This is a genomic window from Pseudoalteromonas sp. SCSIO 43088, from assembly GCF_023650795.1.
GTDB classification, from domain to species: Bacteria; Pseudomonadota; Gammaproteobacteria; order Enterobacterales; family Alteromonadaceae; genus Pseudoalteromonas; species Pseudoalteromonas shioyasakiensis.
In genome coordinates this window covers 2,852,982-2,873,680 of record NZ_CP072675.1, presented here as the reverse complement: position 1 = coordinate 2,873,680, position 20,699 = coordinate 2,852,982, and the positions used below count along the sequence as shown (strand labels likewise).

The following is a 20,699-nucleotide window of genomic DNA, read 5'->3' as shown; positions in this document are numbered from 1 at the left end:
CGGGCTGTCAGTTCATCTGGCTGACAGCTCACTTTTAGTTTCATAACAATAATTGGAACATTCAGCCAGATTGAGTCTAAATGTCGCTCATTCATGCGGTTAAATTTTTAGTATGGCTGTTTACGTGACGGAGAAATAGCATGAATCCTGAAAAATACAATAGAAGTATAAGCTTGCTTTGCCCGACTTGTGGCTGTTCAGACTTTTCCTACGAAGACGGTTGCGATGAAACAATACAAGTAATGACTTGTGCATCTTGTGGCAGAGAGTTCAATAAAGATGAGCTTATTCAAGAGAATAGCGAAAATATTGATGAGCACCTTTCTGAAATCAAGGAAGAAGTTTTAAATGACGTTCAAGACGAACTACGTAAATATTTGAAAAAGGCTTTTTCTGGTAGCAAGAATATAAGGATTAGGTAATGCCAGTAACTATTGATGCAGGTGATGTGATAGCTGGATTAGCTTTCCTTTTATCTGGCTACGCAACATGGCAAACGGTCAGCTTTAATAAGAGGCAGAAGTCACTTGTCGAAAGCCAGGAAAAGCTAAACACCATTCTCTTGGAAAAAGAAAATGAAGATGCTCTGAAAGGAAAGCAAGCTGACCTTAGTGCATCAATTATAAAACTTGGCAGCAGTAAGTATCGGCTTAAGGTTTGGAATAAAGGTTCTGCTACTGCAAGAAACGTCAGAATTGAGTTCCCCGAAGGTAACGATTTAGTTATTGAATCAGAAGTGACTGACAAATTTCCGATGGAAAGCCTCGAAAAGTATCAAGCCGTTGAGCTGATAGCCGCTGTTCATATGCAAACGAAACGAAAGCATGTTGTTCGGCTAGTTTGGGAAGATGATGCCCAGTCCTATAATGAAAAGCTGTCTTACCCTACACTGTAATGTAACTGTCGATTCTCTCACTAGAGCTAAAACAACTACAGATAAATGCATATTTCTTTCGGCTATCAAACATCTTCAGTTGCTAAAGAACCTTCACACTATCGTGTCGGAGGTTCACTATGTTCAAAAACCTATTTTTTCAAATCAAAGCACTACCAGAGCTTTCATCGCAACTGGATGCGGAAATTCCACGCTACCCGCCATTCCTAAAGGGGTTGCCAGCAGCGTCACCCGAGGATTTGCAGTCCACACAAGACGAGCTAATTTCCAAACTGCGCCAGGTACTTGGCTTTAATCAGCGTGAGTTTCAAAGACTGATTCAGCCCTGCATTGATCATCTGGCTGCTTATGTTCATTTGTTGCCAGCTTCTGAGCATCATCATCACAGTGGTGCTGGTGGTTTATTACGTCACTCGTTGGAAGTTGCTTTCTGGGCGGCACAAGCAGCTGAAGGGATCATCTTTGTTGCCAGTGGCACACCGGTTGAGAAAAAAGAGCTAGAGCCAAGGTGGCGTGTCGCGGCGGCTCTTGGCGGTTTGTTCCATGATATTGGTAAGCCTGTTTCAGATTTGTCCATCACAGACGAAGATGGACGCTATCAGTGGAACCCTTTTTTAGAAACCTTATCTCAGTGGACCACTAATAACAGCATTGAACGCTATTTCATTCGCTGGCGCGACGGACGTTGCAAGCGGCACGAGCAATTCTCAATTCTGGTGTTAAACCGGGTGATGACACCTGAGTTGCTCGCTTGGTTAACCCAGCCGGGCCCAGAGATTTTGCAAGCCATGCTGGAAGCAATTGGCAATACCGATCCCGAGCATGCCCTATCTAAATTGGTCATTGAAGCTGACCAAACCAGTGTCCAGCGAGACCTGAAAGCTCAACGAATTTCCGTTGACGACAATGCCCTTGGTGTCCCAGTCGAACGCTATCTACTTGATGCCATGAGGCGATTACTTGCCAGTTCCCAGTGGTTGGTCAATCAGCGAGATGCCAGAGTTTGGGTACGAAAATTGAATCAATCAACCAATCTTTACCTGGTCTGGAAAAGTGCAGCTAAGGACATCATTGAGCTGTTGGCCAAAGACAAGATACCTGGCATTCCAAGAGATCCCGATACCCTTGCGGACATCCTCATTGAGCGAGGATTGGCCACTAAATCCGTCTCAAATGAGCGATATGAAAGCCTTGCCCCTGAAGTGCTGATCAAAGACGACAAGCCAATCTGGTTACCCATGCTGCATATATCTGAGGCCGATTTATTGTTCAGCTCGAATGTACCAAGTAGCGTGAGACTGTTTAGCAAATCTGAGTGGGAAGCAACACAGCAAACACAAGCAGAGCCACAGAGTCGCTCCAGAGAGCATTCAGACTTGCCTGAAGCGTCATCATCAATCGAACATAGAAAATCGGATGAGTCACCATCGACAAACTCGTCCGAACAAGATGATGAACTTCGTCTTGCTAGTGATGTTAATAACCCCCAGGCAAATGAAAATGCTCCAGGTGATGGATGTGAAAAGCCTAACAATTCATATGATGGCGCTATCTCAAATAACGTAAACCAGCACGATGCAGAGGCATTGAATCTGCCTGAATCTTTGGCATGGCTCCCAGAGGCCAGTAGTGCGTTGGTTATGGTTGGTGAACAGATACTGATCCGCTATCCCGATGCCGTAAGACATTGGTGTGCTCCCCGAAAACTGCTTGCTGAACTCAGTCGATTGGATTGGCTTGAATTAGATCCCGCAAACCCGACTCGTAAGGCCAGAACTGTGACTACGAATGATGGCGTTCAGGAGCAAGGGTTACTGCTGAAAGTATCGATTTCTAAAGGGCTTTCTGCACTGATTGACCTTCCCAAACAAGACGCAGAATCAGCGGCAGCAATTCAGAACGAAGAGGCTTCACAGCGTCCGAGTCGAACTAAGATAACCAATGCCCAAGCAAAAGAGCCCGCCACAAGAGCGGAGCGTAATCAAAAGCCGATTGCGCCCAATGCGAACTCAATTACAGACCCCAAACACGAGCAGCGGCAAAAGATGGTTAATTTTGTGAAAGATTTGCCCATCTTACTGACCGATGGCGATTACCCAGACGTGGATCATAGTGCCGATGGTATTCGCGTCACGATTCAAACCTTACGCCAAGTCGCCAATGAGCATGGCATTCCAGCCGGACAGCTGCTTCGGGGGATCTCGGCCAGTGACCAATGCCAGTTTGATGAGGGGGAAACGGTTCTGTTTACCGCTCACGCTGAACGTTAATCCATTTTAAGTTGAGCAGATTGCAAACGGTTATTTTGCGGAGCATGAATGAAAGAAAACGCATACGAGATGCCCTGGCGCACGAACTATGAAGCCATGGCAGCAGCAGGTTGGATGGTCGGAGCAACTGGGGCAATTGCCGCAGAAATGCTGACTGAGCTACCACCTGAGCCATTTTGGTGGATGACAGGGATTTCCTCGGGCATGGCGTTGTATCGCCTGCCTGAGGCTTACCGTCTTTATAAGTTGCAGAAGGGGCTAAAAGGCAAACCTTTGGCTTTTATGGAGCTTTCGCATTTACAAAAGGTGATGGCAAAACATCCTGATGAACTGTGGTTAGGGTATGGCTTTGAGTGGGACCAACGTCATGCTCAACGCGCTTATGAAATATTAAAGCGGGATAAGCAAACCTTGCTTAACCAAGGTCACGGCAAACAAATGGGTTCGACCTGGATTCATGGTGTTGAGCCCAAAGAAGAAGATGTGTACCAGCCAGTTGGTCACACTGAGGGGCACACCTTAATTGTCGGCACGACCGGTGCCGGGAAAACCCGATGCTTTGATGCGATGATCACTCAGGCCATTTTGCGTAATGAAGCCGTGATTATTATTGACCCTAAGGGAGACAAGGAACTTAAGGATAATGCACAGCGAGCCTGTATTGCCGCCGGTAGTCCTGAGCGCTTTGTGTATTTTCATCCGGGTTTTCCAGAGCATTCAGTACGTCTTAATCCCCTGAGAAACTTTAACCGGGGTACTGAAATTGCCAGCCGAATTGCGGCATTAATCCCCTCTGAAACCGGTGCTGATCCATTTAAAGCCTTTGGCCAAATGGCACTGAATAACATAGTGCAAGGTTTGTTGCTTACGTCACAACGTCCTGATCTGAAAACACTGAGGCGTTTTTTGGAAGGTGGCCCAGAAGGCTTGGTAGTAAAAGCCGTCACAGCCTGGGGTGAGCAGGTGTATCCGAACTTTAGTGTGGAGATCAAGCGCTTTACCGAAAAGGCCAATACCTTGGCTAAACAAGCCATGGCGATGTTGCTTTTTTACTACGAACGCATTCAGCCCGTTGCCGCCAACACCGATTTGGAAGGCCTTTTGAGCATGTTTGAGCATGACAGAACCCACTATTCCAAGATGGTGGCTTCACTGATGCCGGTGCTCAATATGCTCACATCAAGTGAACTTGGTCCACTGTTATCACCTATTGCAAACGACGTGGATGACAGCCGGTTAATTACGGATTCTGGCCGTATTATCAACAATGCCCAAGTGGCATATATCGGCTTGGATTCATTAACCGACGCCATGGTTGGCAGCGCCATTGGTTCGTTGCTTTTATCCGATCTCACCGCCGTGGCCGGTGACCGCTATAACTATGGTGTTGAAAATCGTCCCGTAAATATTTTCATCGATGAGGCGGCTGAAGTCGTCAACGATCCCTTTATTCAACTGCTCAACAAAGGCCGTGGCGCAAAAATGCGTTGTGTGATTGCTACTCAGACCTTTGCTGATTTTTCAGCTCGTACAGGCAGTGAAGCTAAAGCTCGCCAGGTGTTAGGTAACATCAACAACCTGATAGCCCTTCGGGTGATGGATGCCGAAACGCAGCAGTACATTACCGACAATCTGCCTAAGACTCGGTTGCAGTACATCATGCAAACTCAAGGTATGTCGTCCAACTCGGACAGCCCCGCGTTGTTTACCGGCAATCATGGCGAACGCTTGATGGAGGAAGAAGGCGATATGTTTCCACCGCAGTTATTAGGCCAGCTCCCCAACCTAGAGTACATCGCCAAGCTTTCAGGTGGCCGCGTGATCAAAGGTCGCATTCCTATTTTAACCAGCTCTACACAGGCAGCATAAGGAGTCTGTATGCATCATTCTGTCTGTCTGAAAATGACAACACTTACCAGTAAAGAAATGATCGCTCAGTGGCAGCAACATAACCCCCAGTTCAAGGAAACCTTAAGACTGCTTGAAACCGACTGGCCTCATGCGTTGGCCTCGGTGTATTGCTTGGCAGACTACTTAACGGATGCGTTCACGTTAGATGGTCATTCCATCTTTGATTTGTGTCTGAGCAATGGCTTGGGTAGTTATGAAGAAGTCAGTTGTGATGATGACAGTGTACGCCTTTGGCATTTCATTGAGGCACTGACCTGGACTGCATCCAGTGCTTTAACGGGGATTCGGCTGCGTGACCCTGATCATTTCGAGTGGGCTGCCGTAGATGGTGTGTATTTCTACTCCTGGATTCGTAATCGTCCAAATCGGATGGCGTATTTGGCTGAAGGACGCATCGATGTGCGTTATGTCAGTGGTCATACGACGACAAAGCGGCTTCAACAAGTGATTAAAGCCCGGATTATGACGCCAACCGTTGCAGCCATGCTGGCGCGAGCTGAAGAGGATGTTTGGCATGAGCAAGCATAAGTCGGTTTGGCTACTGTGTCTGGCACTGATGCTAGAGATTATTGCTATTGGCGTGTTAGTGCCCGGTGATTGGACTGGCCGGGTCATCAGTAAAGAGAAGCAGATGATCCAAAACCAATTGGGCGCACAAACAAGCTATTGGATTGGTCAAACTAGCCATCGCTGGTATCAGTCATGGATTGTGGATACGCAGATGGAGCAATCTGTGCGTGATTTTCTAATCCCCACTGAAGAGCAGCGACTGCGCTCTAAAGGGATGGAGAACATGGGTGGCTTTTGGTTTGTGTGGGTAGAAGACCGTATTCAGGCATTTTTTGATGTGCTGTACCAAGTGTTCACTCGATTTGCTTTGCTGATGGTCTGGTTGCCCTTTGCGCTTATTCTCATGTTACCGGCGCTGTGGGACGGCTTGATGACCTGGAAGATTAAGAAGACAACCTTTGATTTTTCGAGCCCAATCATTCACCGCTACAGCATGATTATCCTGGGCTCAGGTGTCATTTTGCTGTTTATGGGATTGTTCGCCCCGCTGGCTATTCCACCGGTGGTGTTACCGTCGCTGATCATCGGTTTGGCATTGATGGCGGGGTTGGCGTTAAGCCACTTGCAGAAGAAGATATGAGGCCTGTCAGGCCTCATCTTGTAGAGCTAAAACCTTACGCCTACGGTATTGCCGTTCTCGTCTTCAGCAGGCAAATGGTAAGTATCAATAAGGTGACCTTGAAGCCAAATATATTGCGGCATCCAAAACGAGTACTGTCGTATAAGAGCCAATACTTCTTTTAACGGTTTGTTTGCATGAGGCTCGGCAAGACGGAAGTAAATGAATGAGCAATAATCTCGAAAATACTCATGAAGCTCTGAATCCGATAGCGTTTCTTTTAGCGGCCTGTTTTGTTCGTCGTCCTCATCAGGGGAATTGGCATAAATTTCAAATAGCTGCTTTTCAGTGAGCATCTCCAAGAAGTGGTCTTCAATTAAGATCCCATCACTGGTATCGACATCCATACCATCTTTGACATCAAAAGCCATGACACATCCTGAAGATAATGCCACTTCTGATGGTTTCAGTACGTCATTAGCTTGTACAACCTGATGCCAATGATTAAAACCAGCAGATACTGCAATTTCATCGAGTGCTTGAGTGTGTGGAATAGATTTTTCACGTTTAAGCTTTCGTGCTTTTTGCTTTAAACGTTCAACCGTGGCAGAGGAAATGATTTTAGTAATTTGCATTGAGTTTCTCCTATTAGCGAATACGGTGCCCACTGCAGAGGTCGCAGAAAAAACCTAAGCAAAAAATAAATTTGATATGCATGTCGTCCCATCCGGGTTTGCTAAAGTGGGCAGCTGGTCTCGACACGACCAATATCCCCATCATATCAACCGCATCAAAAAGATTAATTGTTAGTATTGTCTGAGTAGAACCCTCAAAACCTTCAAGAATTCGGCATCTAGCTGACCACTGAAGCTGCCAATCCCAAGGCATCCTTCACTTCTCAATTCAAACAACGAGGAGTGACTATGGAACCTGTGAGTATTCCGTCCTATATCGATGACCCGCCGCACTTCCTGCTTTGGAGTGCCGATGAGATGGCTCCCATTCTGTTGGGGCTAGTGATCGGCATTTTTACCGGTAATGCCTTGGTTTTATGCCTGCTGGGGTTGGTGACAACCAAGCTCTATCGGCGTTTTCGTGATGGTCGCCCAGATGGTTTTATTCTTCACGCCATCTACTGGGCTGGGCTGTTGCCAACCAAAGCCAAGACGATCCCTAACCCATTTATCAGGAGCTATCTGCCGTGAAGTTCGACGTGTTTTTAAAATCATGGCAAGGCACGCAATTAGAGAACCGATGGCAGCGGTTCCTGATTGCGGTGCTGGTGCTATCTAATTTGCTGCTTGCGATAGCGGCATTTTCTCGCAATACCGTGGTAGCTATTCAACCACCAACCTTGTCTGAAACGGCTGAAGTGTCACGAAACCAAGCCACTCAACCTTACCTTGAATCCTGGGGACTCTACCTGGCTGAGCTTATGGGCAACGTGACGCCGGGTAATGTGTCTTTCATCCGGGTTGCCATTGAGCCGCTACTTTCTCCAGCGGTGTACCAGCAAGTGGTCGATGCACTGGAGATTCAGGCAAGACAGATCCGTGAAGACCGAGTCACGCTCAAATTCCAACCCAGACAAGTGGAGTATGAGTATGAAACCGGCCATGTCTTTGTGACCGGTTATTCCTTGGTCTCTGGGCCATCTGGAGATGAACAGCGCCAAACTCGCACCTATGAGTTTGACATCGATATTGAGCAATACCGTCCAAAGCTCAGTTGGATGGATACGTATGAGGGGCAAGCTAGAACGAAGGGAGTTCGTGAAAAGTTGACCCAAGAGCAAAACCGGAGGGTGAATGATGCGAACCAAAATTAGTCGATGGATAACACCAAGCTTAATCGCAATGAGCTTGAGTGGCGTCCTGTTATCTCAAGCGTCGTATGCAGACGTGGAATTGCCGATTGTGCCAGCCAGTGTGATGAAGCAGTCTGCTACTGCAAATCCACCGGTTCAAAGCAATTCGGTTGCAGCGGATACGCCAACAACGCTACTGATGACACCGGGGGTTAATGAACTGATCCCTGTAGCACTTGGTCATCTGAATCGAATTGTGACGCCGTTTGAATCGCCTCAGGTGAGAACAACCAGTGATGCTCAGACGCAAATCAAGGGGAATGTTGTATATGTGGCCACGGACAAAGAATCACCGGTTTCACTTTACATCACTCCGCCTGGTCTGGAAGCGCCCGCGTTATCTGTCACCTTAGTACCTCGTCGTATTCCACCGCGTGAAATCACCTTAGCTATTGATGGTCAGCAGTGGCCTATTAAGGGCGTCGTGAACCGCAAAGCCGCCACTTGGGAAACAGCTCAACCTTACGTCGATAACCTACGTGACTTACTGAGACGCCTTGCACTAAATGAGTTACCACAAGGCTATGACATCCGTTTAGCTGGCCAAACTGACACAAGCCCGAAATGTTTTCAGCCGGGCTTAAAGTTTGGTTTTAAGCAGGGGCAAATTGTGTCGGGACATTACTTCACCGTCTATGTAGGACTGGTTGAAAGCTTTGCCGATGAGCCGATAGAAGCCAGTGAATTAGCCTGTCATGCACCAGATATAGTGGCAAGCGCTTACTGGCCTCGCAATATCTTGTTGCCGGGTGAAAAGACTGAGTTGTATGTGGTTGTTCGCAATCATCGTGAAGAACCAGTGGAAAGTCAGCGACCTTCGCTTCTTGTGGGAGGTAAGTAACGATGAAAGCACAATGGGAACAAATGAGCCCGAACATGAAGCGGGGCCTATCGGTTGCCGGTATTGCTGGTGGTCTCATTCTTATGGTGATGGTGTTTTCACCTAATCCTGACGATGGCTCAAGCAGTCGGAACCGACAGGAAACAATTCGGCACATTCTTACGGATACCAATACTCGTGATGTTGGGGTCGATAGTTTGGCTGCGAACGTAAAACTACTCAGTGAGCGCAATGAACAGTTACGTCGTGAAGTTGAGCGCTTGCGTCGCGACGTCGATTCAGGACGGCTAAGCCCAGGTTCGCCTTCTATACCAAGTGAGGTCAATGCGGAGCTGGCCCGCCTTAGAGCGGAACTTGATGATGTTCGCGCAGGAGGTGATGCAGCAGTTGAAGGCAAAAATAGCCGTTTTGAAGTGCCTTTATCTGCCATGGAATTACCCAAAGACGAAAAGCCTCTGCCGTCTAACCCAGACGACTATTTTGCCAATGCGCCGCTGCCTGATCCGCTCTATCAGCAGCCAGCCAATGGCCAAGGTACACGAGCACGAGATGTTCCATTGCCGCCAATCACGATTCGTATGATTGAGCCTGAAGTGGTTGCTGAACCAGAGGTTGTTGTGCAAGAAGCGCCGCCTTTGTATCTACCGGCGGGCAGCATCATCTCAGGTACTTTGATCACAGGTTTGGATGCCCCCACTCACGAGTCCGCAAGACGCGAGCCTTTTCCAGCATTGCTGAGGATTCAAAAGGAAGCCATTTTACCCAACCGATTTAGAGCGGATATCAAAGAGTGTTTCTTGATCGCCGCAGGTTACGGTGATTTGAGCTCTGAGCGTGCCTATTTGCGAGGCGAGACCATTTCATGTGTGAGAGAAGATGGCGGCGTCATTGAAACACGACTGGATTCTTATGCCGTAGGTGAAGACGGCAAAGCCGGTATTCGTGGCCGATTAGTGTCGAAACAAGGCCAACTGGTGGCTAAATCGATGATGGCCGGATTCCTACAGGGCTTGGCAGGCGCATTTGATGTGAATCCTGTACCAACGATTCAGACGGGTAATGCCGGTGATACTCAGCTGTACCAGCAAGTCATGAGCCAAGAAGCATTACAAGGCGCTGCGATTAAAGGCACAGGTAAAGCATTGGATCGAGTGGCCAAGTTCTATTTGGACATGGCTGAAAATATGTTCCCAGTCATAGAGGTAGACGCTGCCAGGAAAATTGAAGTCATAGTCACTCGTGGTGCCTCGTTGTCGTTGGCCACTTCGCAAGGGGGAGGTGCAAGAAGATGAAAAAATCCTGCATGTTGCTAACCGATCGAAGTCCGTTTCAGACAATAAGATGTGTATCCAGAGGAGAGTTAACCATGACGACATCAATGCAGAACAACCCAAAGCACCAGTCAAAACAGTGGTCTAAAGCTGGATTACTTTTATTGGCAGTCGGCTCAACCTTATTGTCTGGCTGTAGTTCATTGGGTCTTGGGAGTAGTGAATATGGATGCCCAGGTATGCCTGACGGTGTGCGCTGTTTATCCGCTCGTGAAGTCTATGAGCTGACCAGTAATGGCGCTGCACCCAAGACGATTGATGCTGTGGCGACTCGAATTGGTTCTCCCTCTGGGTATTCACAATCTGATTTAGAGACAGGACTGCTGAGCCATCCAGCATTACCTGAGACGCAGCAATCTGCACCTATTCGCATTCCTTCAAGGGTAATGCGGATTTGGATTGCGCCTTGGGAGGATGACCGTGGAGATCTGAATTTATCCAGCTACGTGTTTACCGAAATTGAACCGCGCCGGTGGGATATTGGGGTGTCAGCACCTCGAACGGTTTCGCCAGTGCTACGTCCACTTCAGACTCAAAGCGATTCAGCCTCAGCGGGAGCTGATGGTAAGCGCGATAACTTGAGTATCTACGGAGAAACTAACGAATGACAAATGCAGTTCGCACCATTCAGACTCAGCGCCTAATGACCATTGGTGCGCTTGGTTTAATGGCGTTAATGATTTCGGAGCCCTCATTTGCGGGCACCGGTGGTGATGCTTTCACTGATGTGTGGGATACCCTAAAAGATTGGACCCAAGGTACTTTGGGACGGATCGTAGCGGGAGCCATGGTACTGGTGGGTATTGTGGGCGGTATCGCCCGCCAAAGCTTGATGGCTTTTGCCTTGGGCATTGGTGGCGGTATGGGTCTCTACAATACGCCAACCGTCGTTGAAAGTGTTATGTCTGCAACCTTACCTGTTGTTGCCAGCACTCAAGAAGTTATTGGCACAACTGTTCCAGCAATCAGCGCCGTTTTACTGGGCACCTGAATGTGAGCCATAGTAGGCAGTTCACTTAAGGTAATCAAACTAGGTCTACACAACATCGGGTTATTGGTGATGTTGTGTAGACCTTTTCATTTCAACAACGCCGCATTAGCGGGCTTGGTTTACAGTATTTGGTATATTAATACCTAAAGTGTTAAAATCACTGTCACAATAAACTATATGGTTTATACTGTTTGTGATATTCATACTTTGGGTGTTAAAATGTCATCTAAGATAAACTGGCTTGTTGCTCATACTTCTCCTGGTGCGCTAGTACTTCAGCAATGGCTGACTGAAAACGGTGTGAGCTATTCCTTGGCTCAAAAGTACGCGCAGAACGGTTGGCTAAAGAAGCTATGTTCTGGCGTGTATTATCGTCCAGATGCGCGGGGCGATATAAAGCCAACTTGGGTTGATGCCATTCAAGCATTAGATGTGCAATTGGGCGTTTCAGTTCATTTGGCTGGATTGAGCAGCTTAACTCACCAAGGACTGAGTCACTATTTACAGCTGAACAAAGAGCAAGTTTGGATTTGCGTTAAAAACAAGTCGTCCTTACCGAAATGGTTTCGTGAATTCCCTTATCAGAATTGGTTTTACTGTGGAAACCATAAGCTTGAAGTGAATCCCGAGAAAGATTTGAAAAGGATCACGGTTAAAGAGAAAGAACTCACTGTCAGCTGTGCAGAACTTGCTGCCTATGAAGTGGTAGATGCGATTGGAAAGCTGATTTCATTTGAGCATGTCGCAGAATTATTTCAGGGTTTAGTCAATCTTAGCCCTAGAAAAGTACAAGATATTCTTGAACGAAGCAGCTCTGTTCAGGCAAACCGAATATTTCTATTTCTGGGTCGATACTACGATCACCAGTGGGTCAATCGCATAGATGAAACAAGAATTAAATTGGGGGCAGGAAAGCGGCAGGTTGTCGAAAAAGGACGTTTTGATGAGCGATATCAAATCACAGTGCCAGAGATATTAAGCGTCAAAAAAGGTGAACAACATAATGGATAAAGATAGCCCATATTACAAACAGGTTTCTTTGCTCATAAGAATGCTGCCTGTGGTAGCAACAGAGACGGTTTTTGCACTTAAAGGTGGCACCGCCATTAATTTATTTGTGAGAGATTTTCCTCGGTTATCTGTAGATATTGATCTTGCTTATCTTCCACTTGAACCAAGAGATGAGGCTTTGATTAATGTCAGGGCTGCATTGCAGCGCATTACAGACAGAATCAATACTCAACCAGATATCAGAGCGGCATTTCAGGATAATAAAGCTGATGAACTGAGAATAGTTGTATCAAGTCCGGTTGCGACGATCAAAATTGAAGTGTCGCCCGTCGCCAGAGGTACATTGCATAGTGCAGAAATAATGGCAGTTCAAGAGTCTGTTGAATACGAGTTTGGTTATGCTGAGATTCAGGTAGTCAGTCTTCCCGATCTGTATGGTGGGAAATTGTGTGCTGCAATGGATCGCCAACATCCTCGCGACTTATTTGATGTGCGTATGTTACTTGGCAGTGAAGGGGTTTCGAGAGAGATTTTAGTGGGTTTTTTAACCTATACATTAAGTCATCCTCGGCCTATTAATGAAGTCATGTCGCCAAACTGGCAGCCGCTGAATGAGAAATTTCAGGCAGAATTTGATGGAATGACTTTTGAAAAAGTTGAATGCGAAGACTTAGCTTCTGTTAGGCCTATGATGTTAACTTCGCTGCAAAAACATTTCACAGAAAGGGATTATGCTTTCCTTATGTCATTCAAAAGAGGGCAACCTGACTGGGCATTGTTTGACTATCCTAATGCAGCAGACTTGCCAGCGATTCGTTGGAAGTTGCAGAACATAAACAAATTGGCAAAGAATCAAGCAAAACATCAAGAGCAATTAGATAAATTGAAGCAAGTGCTTGATGATTGGCTTGTTAACGCAAACGCCGAGTAATTCGTTTATAACAAACCTCAACGAGCTATAAGCCCCCTAGTTAGATTGCGATTTCTTCAATCTATCTAACCGAGTCCACATAGGACAACTGCATAGACTGGAGCCTCGATTTACATTAACGAGGACTCCTCATGCGAAAACTATCTCCAATCATTCTGGCGCTTGCGCTGTCTCCTTTGGTTCAAGCTGAACCTGTGTCTGAAGTGTCGCCCGTTGGCAAAATTGACGGCATGGTTTCTTTACCTGTCACGGGTATGAAAGCGGTCGAAAGCAATGGCCGTATTGTTTTCATGTCAGACAGTGGCCGGTTCGTCATTGATGGCACGCTCTATGATGCCTGGTCCAAAAAGCCGCTTACCAGCCTTGAAGAAATTCGTGAAGCGGGGAACACGCTGGACTTAGGTCGTCTTGGCCTAAAAATGGATGATTTGAATCCACTGACGCTGGGTGAAGGCAAAAAGAAAGTGGTGGTCTTTGTTGACCCACGATGCCCGCACTGCCATGAGCTTTTGAAACAAGCTTTACCGTTAACCAAAGAATACACCTTCCAAATACTCCCTGTGCCAGTGCTTGGTCCTGATTCAGAGCGTCAGGTTCGCCAGCTTGGCTGTGCGCGTGACAAAAAAGCGGCCACCGATGCATTGCTGAATGGCCGGATTGGTAACCTAGAACAGGATGATGCCTGCAACTTAGAACCAATGCAGCGTACCTTGGTGACGGCTCAAATCCTGGGCATTCAAGGTGTGCCTTTCATCGTCGCCAATGATGGTCGCATCAGCCGAGGCCGTCCTTATGATCTTTCTGCTTGGTTGGAGGGGCGTTAATGAAAGCCTCTCTGTATTCAGGGCAACGCGCTTCAGAGCTCTTGCCAGTATTGGCCTATTCCGACGATGAGCAACTGTTTTTCATGGAAGACCAGAGTGTTGGCTTTGGTTTTCTATGTGACCCATTGCCTGGTGGTGATGAGTCTGTTGCAGACAGGGTTAATGTTCTACTCAACAACGACTGGCCAAAAGACACTTTGCTGCAATTTGGCCTGTACGCCTCGCCTGATATTCAAACCGACCTTCAGCGCATGATGGGCTTACGGCATCGTCAATCCGATCCATTGCTTAGGGCGTCGATACGCAAACGTGCGGATTTCCTCGATGGGGGCACGGTTCAATCGATAGAAGAATCGACCCAGACTCAGGTACGCAACTTTCAACTGATCGTCACCTGCAAATTGCCTTTGGAAAGTCCTATACCGACGGAGCGTGAGTTGAGTCGAGCATCCGCGCTTCGAGCTTCTTTCTCTCAGGCGTTGGCAACGGTTGGTTTTCGCGTCACTGAGATGACTGACCGAAATTGGCTCGCGGCATTAAGTGCGCAACTTAACTGGGGAAAAGATGCTTCTTGGCGTAATCCATCTCCAATCCGCAGTGAGGCAGATAAACCACTTCGAGAGCAAGTGTTGGATTATGACCGAGCTATCAAGGTGGATAGCCAAGGTCTGATGCTGGGTGATTACCGAGTTAAAACCTTATCGTTTAAGCGCTTGCCTGAGCGGATCTGGTTTGGTCATGCCGCAAGTTTTGCGGGCGATATGATGACGGGCAGTCGCGGCTTACGCGGCAGCTTTTTGCTAAATGTCACCATTCACTTTCCTTCAGCCGAGGCGATGCGATCTCGTTTAGAGACGAAGCGTCAATGGGCGGTCAATCAGGCTTATGGCCCGATGCTCAAGTTTGTGCCGGTGCTGGCAGCCAAGAAAAAGGGGTTTGATGTTCTTTTTGAAGCCTTGCAAGAAGGTGATCGTCCTATTCGGGCAAATATGACCTTAACGCTGTTTTCCCCGACGGAAGAGGCGTCCATCAGCTCTGTTTCAAATGCTCGAACTTATTTCAAAGAACTCGGGTTTGAGCTGATGGAAGACAAGTACTTCTGTTTGCCCATTTTCCTGAATGCCTTGCCATTTGGTGCCGACCGCCAGGCGATGAACGACTTGTTTCGATTTAAGACCATGGCGACACGACATGTGATCCCACTGTTGCCTTTGTTTGCAGATTGGAAAGGCACGGGCACGCCAGTGATTAACTTTGTTTCCCGCAATGGCCAGATCATGAGTGTGTCCCTTTATGACTCGGGCAGTAATTACAACTGTTGCATCGCGGCGCAATCGGGATCGGGCAAGTCATTCCTGGTGAACGAAATCATCTCCTCCTACTTATCTGAAGGCGGGCAATGCTGGGTAATTGATGTTGGCCGCTCTTATGAAAAGCTGTGTGAAGTCTATGATGGTGAGTTCTTACAGTTCGGGCGGGACAGTGGCATTTGCTTAAACCCGTTTGAAATCGTTGAGGACTATGACGAAGAAGCGGATGTACTGGTTGGGTTATTGGCCGCAATGGCCGCACCTACGCAGTCATTAACCGATTTTCAGATGGCCAACCTAAAACGTCAGACCCGTGAACTGTGGGAGAAAAAAGGTCGTGCCATGTTGGTTGATGATGTGGCAGAGGCTTTAAAAAATCATGAAGACCGACGTGTGCAGGACGTGGGTGAGCAGCTCTATCCGTTTACGACACAGGGCGAATATGGCCGCTTCTTTAATGGTCACAACAATATTCGCTTCAAAAACCGATTCACCGTTCTGGAGTTAGAAGAGCTCAAGGGGCGTAAGCATCTGCAACAAGTGGTGTTGCTTCAGCTTATCTACCAAATCCAACAGGAGATGTACTTAGGTGAGCGGGATCGTCGCAAGATTGTGTTCATTGACGAAGCCTGGGATCTGCTGACTCAAGGTGATGTCGGTAAGTTTATCGAGACGGGTTACCGTCGATTTCGAAAATATGGCGGCAGTGCTGTAACAGTAACGCAGTCGGTCAACGATTTATACGACAGCCCTACAGGTAAAGCCATCGCTGAAAACTCGGCCAATATGTACCTGCTTGGCCAAAAAGCCGAAACCATCAACGCGCTCAAAAAAGAAGGCCGTTTGCCATTAGGTGAAGGCGGCTACGAATACCTGAAAACGGTTCATACCGTCACGGGTGTCTATTCCGAGATTTTCTTTATTACCGAGATGGGCACCGGGATTGGCCGCCTTATCGTCGATCCGTTTCACAAGCTGTTGTACTCGTCCCGTGCAGAAGATGTAAACGCGATTAAACAGTTAACGCGCAAAGGCCTTTCTGTTGCTGATGCCATCTCTCAGTTGTTGAAGGAGCGAGGCTTTGACTGCTCCCCTCCCTAAAGGAAGGGGATTCTTGTTTCAAGGCGTTATGCCCGAAGTTCATTAGAACAATCGGGACTTACTTACGCTCCACAAGCTAACACCGCTTGCCCAGCGGCTTTGATATTAATAGCGGCATTGGTATCACGGTCTAAGCGCGCTTCACACGCTGGACAAGTCCAATGCCTTATATGTAACGGTAGAGAATCAACTACGTGACCACAGCAATTACAACGCTTACTAGACGGATACCACTTGTCAATCTGGACAAGTGTTCTGCCGCGCCATTCTGCTTTGTACTCAAGCTGCCTAACCATTTCGCCCCAATTGGCGTCACCAATGGCCTTAGCAAGTCGCGGATTCTTGACCATGTTTTTAACGCTCAAACTCTCACAGCTAATCACTTGGTTTTCGTTTATCAACGTAGTGGTGAGTTTGTGGGTAAAGTCGCGGCGGCAGTCGGCAATCTTCGCCTGAATGCGAGCAACTTTGATTCTGGCTTTGTGGAAGTTGGCAGTTCCTTTCTTCTTCTTGGAAAGGCGGCGTTGCGCCTGAGCCAATTTCTTCTCGTACTTTGCAGTATGGCGGGGATTGCCAGATTTAAACCCGTCAGCGGTAATCACAAGGTCGGTCAAACCCAAATCAATACCCGTTGTCTTTTTGGTAACAGGCAGTGGTTTAGGCTCGAAGCGGCAAAGCATAGACACGAAGTAGCGGCCTGCACTGTCTTTCGAGATAGTGACGGTAGTTGGTTCGCTAGGAAGTTCACGCGACCAGCGAATATCAAGCGGCTGTTTGGACTTGGCAATGTAGATATTGCCATCTTTGAACTTAAACGCCGACTTCGTGAATTCTGCGCTTTGCTTGCTGCGCTTCTTCTTAAAGGCTGGATACTTCGCCCTTCCTTCAAAGAAGTTCTTAAACGCAGTTTGTTGATGGCGCAAAGATTGTTGGAGCGGTACACACGACACGCTGTTAAGCCATTCAAACTCAGTTTGCTTCTTGAGTTCGGTCAGCTTAGAGCTTGCCGTGTTGTAGTTAACCTTTTTGCTTTCGTTGTAGAAAGCGTCGGTACGCCATTTAAGGATCGCGTTATAAACGAAACGCACACAGCCGAAAGTCTGCGCAAGCAATTGAGCCTGTTCAGTCGTTGGGTAAAAGCGTTGTTTAATAGCGATCTCTTTCATAGTTCACAAGAATACAGTTGTTTTTGTGAAAGTAAATATTAACATTAACCAATCGGGTAGTTTTTGCTCCTTCGGAGCAACCGCTATCCCTCCTCGCCCTAGAAGGACGGGGTTTCTCGCGGGATTTAGATGAATAAGACCACGCTTTGGCCATTTATGGCCTCTATTACTTTGTCTATTGCTGGTAGCGGTTTAATGACCAGCTGGCTTTTAATGAAAACACTCGAACCCATCCACAGCCAGTTGGCGTTAAGTACGCCCATTGCAGTCGTGGATTTTGGGGATGCGGTGTTGTCACTGGGTCCTAATGCCAGCGAACAAGACATCGAATCCAGGTTGCTTCAGACCAATCAGCAAATTGAAAAGTTAAAAGCAGCCGGTTTTATCGTGCTGGATGCCCAAGCGGTGGTTGGCGCTGATGATTCTGTTTTCGTGCCAGTAGGCTCAAAGGAGGTGTCTCATGCAGATACTCCGTAAAAGAATGCCTTGGCGGCCATATCTCATCCGTTTGACCATCCTTGCGTTAATCATGGCAATGGTAGGCACCTACGCCATGATGCGCTACAGAATAGGTATTGATACCCAGCAAGAGCGCTGCCTGCCTGATACCACGGTGTATCTGATTGACCTATGGAATAAAGAGCCCGTTAAGGATGGTTTGTATGCCTTCCACTCAAAAGGACTCGCTCCGTTATATAACGACGGTACTCGGATGCTGAAACGCCTAACAGGGATGCCTGGGGATGAAGTCAATGTGACGCCTGAGCATGTGCTGGTGAATGGTGCTGAAGTCTCTACCGGCATGGCATTAGCCCAGCGTCTTGGTGTGGCTGAAACAGAATTTAGCCGCTCATTGACGCTGCAAGAAAACGAGTATTGGTTTTCCGGTGAGGCCGCAACGAGTTTCGACTCCCGTTATTGGAATGCCGTTAAGCGCGAGCAGATTGTCGGTCGCGCTTGGCCGCTTTGGTAGGAGGTGGATGATGAGAAGACTATGCCTCTTATTTTTGTTGGTTGCTCCATTGGCTTGGGTGCAAGTGTCCTGGGCACAAGAGCCTTATCCGTTGTCTGACGAGGACAAAAAGATCGTCGAAATGAGCCGCAGCATTTTACAAAGTGCTGTGGATGGTGCATCTGAATTTATAGAGCCTTTTGCACCGGTTGAACAACCTGCGTCGCTCAAACACAGCGATGAATGGTTGATATTTGCGTCGTCCTCACTGGGAGATTCGTCACTGAAGCAGCTTTTCAAAGAGGCCAGTGCTACCGGCGCTATTGTGTTGTTTCGGGGAATTCCTGAAGGAAAGACCTTGGGGGCAGCTATCCGTGATTGGCATACCCTGATGACGGGGCTTGATCCTGTTCCTCAGGTTCGAATCGATCCGAAAGCCTTTGTGCACTGGCGGGTGACTAGCGTGCCTGCCATTTTTCGCATAGACGATGACAAGGTGACTGCAAGTGCACTAGGGGTTTACAGCAAGGACTGGTTGCAACGCCAAATTGAAACCGGCAATACCGGTTCATTGGGTCAACGCGGTCCGATTCATTCGATTTTAGAACCGGATTTGATGCAAGTGGCGATGCAGCGATTACAGTCGATTGACCTGGGCGCATTAAAGAAAAAAGCCATTGAGCGTTTCTGGTCTCGCCAAACATTCACTGACTTACCCAAAGCCACGCAGTATCGGATAAGAACGGTTGATCCAACCATCGTCATGCAGCGGCCACTATTGGATGCCAATGGCCGAACATTGATCCCAGCAGGAACGCGTATTAACCCGCTCAAAGCCTTGCCATTTACTCAGCAGCTCGTGGTGTTTAATGCGTCGAACGCTGAAGAAGTGGACGCAGTAGCGCATTGGCTTGAGACGCAAGATAGGACGCTGCGCCGCATTACGCTTATCACCACGCAGCTCGACCGTGCCCAAGGCTGGAATCGCCTCAATGCGCTCGAAAAGACATTGGATAGTCCGGTTTACCTTCTCAATGCCTCGCTAAAGCAGCGCTTTGATCTGCAAGTCACCCCATCGTTTGTTCAAGCAAAGGGGCTCGCGTTTGAAATAGAAGAAATTCCAGCAAAGGAGCTTGTTCATGAAAAAGCTCAATAATACGTATCGTCTGATGCGGACTCTCGTTGTCATGTTTGTCCTAAGCGCCTCTATTCCTGCAAAAGCCGAATTGACTTGCCCAGACGCGGGGTTATTGTCCGGCAAGTTGCTGACGGATGTTTGCTGGTCATGCATTTTTCCTATCCGGGTTGCCGGTCTTCCTCTTGGCTCTGGCAATGTCCCAAGCGGCGCATCAAATAAGTCATTTTGCTTATGTGAAGACAACTTAGGCGTGCCAAGGCCAGGTATTGTTACCAGTATGTGGGAGCCAGCGCGTTTGATTGAACTGGTCAGAACGCCAGGTTGTTCGCCTTCACTGGGAGGGATTCGCTTACCGTTAGGTGATAGGCGATTGCAAGGTGGTCATGGTGAAGGTGAATACGATACCGGTGATCTTGCTTTCTACCATTACCATTATTACGCCTTTCCGCTTTTGGTCATGCTCGATTTGTTCATGGATGGCAATTGCAATGCCGATGGTTACATGGATTTTGACTTGATGTATTTGTCGGAATTGGACCCAACATGGCTGAACGATGAACTGGCCTTTTTTACTCAGCCTGAAGCTGCTGCTGTTGCTAATCCATTGGCTATCTCTGCTTGTACCGCTGACGCTGCTTCATCAACGCTTGGTAAACCCATCGATCAGTTGTTTTGGTGTGCTGGCAGTTGGGGCCATCTCTATCCGTTATCTGGCCACACCTTAGCCTTTGGTTCATTAGCAGAAAACACCAGCCATTTAGCGGCGCGTGCAATCGCGGCTCAACACAGGCGTGGTCTTGCAAGACGAACAATGGGGAACAGTGCGCTATGCCGACCTGTTATCGAACCCATGCTGCCGAAATCCCAATACAAGATGAGTATGTTCTTCCCTGTACCAGAAACTGAAAGTGCGCATGTCATCGGTGAAAGCACCATGAAATGGGGAGAGTGGCGAACGATCCCCGGTGCCGGAGAAGATGCGCTCTACATTTTGTGGCGCTGGCAAGACTGCTGTAACTCGGGAGGTTAAC

The 20,699-nt window shown here is 47.8% G+C and carries 22 protein-coding genes; 20 read left to right on the top strand and 2 right to left on the bottom strand.

The genetic code is table 11. From position 1 onward, the window contains the following. Positions 1–140 precede the first annotated feature (140 nt). The 6 genes from J8Z28_RS13290 to J8Z28_RS13265 all read left to right on the top strand — a co-directional run bounded on the left by J8Z28_RS13290 (position 141) and on the right by J8Z28_RS13265 (position 6,226). The gene (locus J8Z28_RS13290; protein WP_250659604.1) at positions 141–422 is read left to right on the top strand and encodes an ECs_2282 family putative zinc-binding protein; all 282 of its coding nucleotides are present in this window, start codon (positions 141–143) and stop codon (positions 420–422) included. After that, a complete protein-coding gene (locus J8Z28_RS13285) occupies positions 422–895 on the top strand; it encodes a hypothetical protein (RefSeq protein WP_250659603.1) in 474 nt (157 codons plus the stop codon). The genes J8Z28_RS13290 and J8Z28_RS13285 overlap by 1 nt, the downstream gene beginning before the upstream one ends. A 119-nt stretch (positions 896–1,014) precedes the next feature. Next, positions 1,015–3,165: a MobH family relaxase gene (mobH, locus tag J8Z28_RS13280; RefSeq protein WP_250659602.1), complete on the top strand. Its 2,151-nt coding sequence runs from the start codon at positions 1,015–1,017 to the stop codon at positions 3,163–3,165. Positions 3,166–3,213: 48 nt separating this feature from the next. Continuing rightward, positions 3,214–5,034 carry a conjugative transfer system coupling protein TraD gene (gene traD / locus J8Z28_RS13275; protein WP_250659601.1) on the top strand — a complete coding sequence of 607 codons (1,821 nt, stop codon included), beginning with the start codon at positions 3,214–3,216 and terminating at the stop codon, positions 5,032–5,034. A 9-nt stretch (positions 5,035–5,043) separates the two neighbouring features. Then, positions 5,044–5,604: a conjugative transfer protein gene (locus J8Z28_RS13270; RefSeq protein WP_250659600.1), complete on the top strand. Its 561-nt coding sequence runs from the start codon at positions 5,044–5,046 to the stop codon at positions 5,602–5,604. Continuing rightward, complete coding sequence (locus J8Z28_RS13265; RefSeq protein ID WP_011788471.1) at positions 5,591–6,226, top strand: IncC plasmid conjugative DNA transfer DtrJ family protein; 636 nt, start codon at positions 5,591–5,593, stop codon at positions 6,224–6,226. The genes J8Z28_RS13270 and J8Z28_RS13265 overlap by 14 nt, the downstream gene beginning before the upstream one ends. 26 nt (positions 6,227–6,252) lie before the next feature. Here the strand turns inward: J8Z28_RS13265 and J8Z28_RS13260 are convergent, their stop codons facing one another. Next, positions 6,253–6,840 carry a plasmid-related protein gene (locus J8Z28_RS13260; RefSeq protein WP_250659599.1) on the bottom strand — a complete coding sequence of 196 codons (588 nt, stop codon included), beginning with the start codon at positions 6,838–6,840 and terminating at the stop codon, positions 6,253–6,255. 288 nt (positions 6,841–7,128) lie between these two features. Here J8Z28_RS13260 and traL point away from each other — a divergent pair, with 288 nt between their 5' ends. The 10 genes from traL (at position 7,129) to traC (ending at position 16,412) form a co-directional block, all read left to right on the top strand. Further along, positions 7,129–7,410, top strand: coding sequence for a type IV conjugative transfer system protein TraL (gene traL, locus J8Z28_RS13255; RefSeq protein WP_000433891.1), 282 nt, complete (start codon positions 7,129–7,131; stop codon positions 7,408–7,410). After that, the gene (locus J8Z28_RS13250) at positions 7,407–8,033 is read left to right on the top strand and encodes a TraE/TraK family type IV conjugative transfer system protein (protein WP_218529103.1); all 627 of its coding nucleotides are present in this window, start codon (positions 7,407–7,409) and stop codon (positions 8,031–8,033) included. Before traL ends, J8Z28_RS13250 begins: the two co-directional genes overlap by 4 nt. After that, a complete protein-coding gene (locus tag J8Z28_RS13245) occupies positions 8,017–8,913 on the top strand; it encodes a TraK domain-containing protein (RefSeq protein ID WP_206989670.1) in 897 nt (298 codons plus the stop codon). Before J8Z28_RS13250 ends, J8Z28_RS13245 begins: the two co-directional genes overlap by 17 nt. Positions 8,914–8,915: 2 nt before the next feature. Continuing rightward, on the top strand, positions 8,916–10,205 hold the full coding sequence (locus tag J8Z28_RS13240; RefSeq protein WP_206989652.1) for a TraB/VirB10 family protein: 1,290 nt from the start codon (positions 8,916–8,918) through the stop codon (positions 10,203–10,205). Positions 10,206–10,279: 74 nt separating this feature from the next. Beyond that, positions 10,280–10,852, top strand: coding sequence for a type IV conjugative transfer system lipoprotein TraV (gene traV / locus J8Z28_RS13235; protein ID WP_001944091.1), 573 nt, complete (start codon positions 10,280–10,282; stop codon positions 10,850–10,852). After that, positions 10,849–11,235: a TraA family conjugative transfer protein gene (gene traA / locus J8Z28_RS13230; RefSeq protein WP_000180225.1), complete on the top strand. Its 387-nt coding sequence runs from the start codon at positions 10,849–10,851 to the stop codon at positions 11,233–11,235. Before traV ends, traA begins: the two co-directional genes overlap by 4 nt. A gap of 219 nt (positions 11,236–11,454) precedes the next feature. Then, positions 11,455–12,246: a type IV toxin-antitoxin system AbiEi family antitoxin gene (locus J8Z28_RS13225; RefSeq protein ID WP_008844784.1), complete on the top strand. Its 792-nt coding sequence runs from the start codon at positions 11,455–11,457 to the stop codon at positions 12,244–12,246. Then, positions 12,239–13,177, top strand: a complete 939-nt coding sequence (locus J8Z28_RS13220; protein WP_008844785.1) for a nucleotidyl transferase AbiEii/AbiGii toxin family protein — start codon at positions 12,239–12,241, stop codon at positions 13,175–13,177. The genes J8Z28_RS13225 and J8Z28_RS13220 overlap by 8 nt, the downstream gene beginning before the upstream one ends. 131 nt (positions 13,178–13,308) lie before the next feature. Continuing rightward, positions 13,309–14,001, top strand: coding sequence for a DsbC family protein (locus J8Z28_RS13215; protein ID WP_008305510.1), 693 nt, complete (start codon positions 13,309–13,311; stop codon positions 13,999–14,001). Continuing rightward, the gene (traC, locus tag J8Z28_RS13210) at positions 14,001–16,412 is read left to right on the top strand and encodes a type IV secretion system protein TraC (protein ID WP_008844786.1); all 2,412 of its coding nucleotides are present in this window, start codon (positions 14,001–14,003) and stop codon (positions 16,410–16,412) included. The genes J8Z28_RS13215 and traC overlap by 1 nt, the downstream gene beginning before the upstream one ends. 62 nt (positions 16,413–16,474) lie before the next feature. Here the strand turns inward: traC and J8Z28_RS13205 are convergent, their stop codons facing one another. Further along, positions 16,475–17,578, bottom strand: a complete 1,104-nt coding sequence (locus J8Z28_RS13205) for an RNA-guided endonuclease InsQ/TnpB family protein (RefSeq protein ID WP_032479266.1) — start codon at positions 17,576–17,578, stop codon at positions 16,475–16,477. A gap of 129 nt (positions 17,579–17,707) precedes the next feature. On the opposite strand from J8Z28_RS13205, the gene J8Z28_RS13200 reads away from it, so the two are divergent. From J8Z28_RS13200 to J8Z28_RS13185, 4 genes are read left to right on the top strand one after another with little or no spacing between them, the layout of a single operon-like run. Further along, entirely contained in the window at positions 17,708–18,055 is a 348-nt protein-coding gene (locus J8Z28_RS13200; RefSeq protein WP_008305502.1) for a hypothetical protein, read from the top strand. After that, a complete protein-coding gene (locus J8Z28_RS13195; RefSeq protein ID WP_250659598.1) occupies positions 18,039–18,551 on the top strand; it encodes a S26 family signal peptidase in 513 nt (170 codons plus the stop codon). Before J8Z28_RS13200 ends, J8Z28_RS13195 begins: the two co-directional genes overlap by 17 nt. A gap of 7 nt (positions 18,552–18,558) precedes the next feature. Next, positions 18,559–19,686: a TrbC family F-type conjugative pilus assembly protein gene (locus J8Z28_RS13190; protein ID WP_350438526.1), complete on the top strand. Its 1,128-nt coding sequence runs from the start codon at positions 18,559–18,561 to the stop codon at positions 19,684–19,686. 31 nt (positions 19,687–19,717) lie between these two features. Then, the gene (locus J8Z28_RS13185; protein ID WP_008305499.1) at positions 19,718–20,698 is read left to right on the top strand and encodes a TraU family protein; all 981 of its coding nucleotides are present in this window, start codon (positions 19,718–19,720) and stop codon (positions 20,696–20,698) included. Position 20,699: the final 1 nt, after the last annotated feature.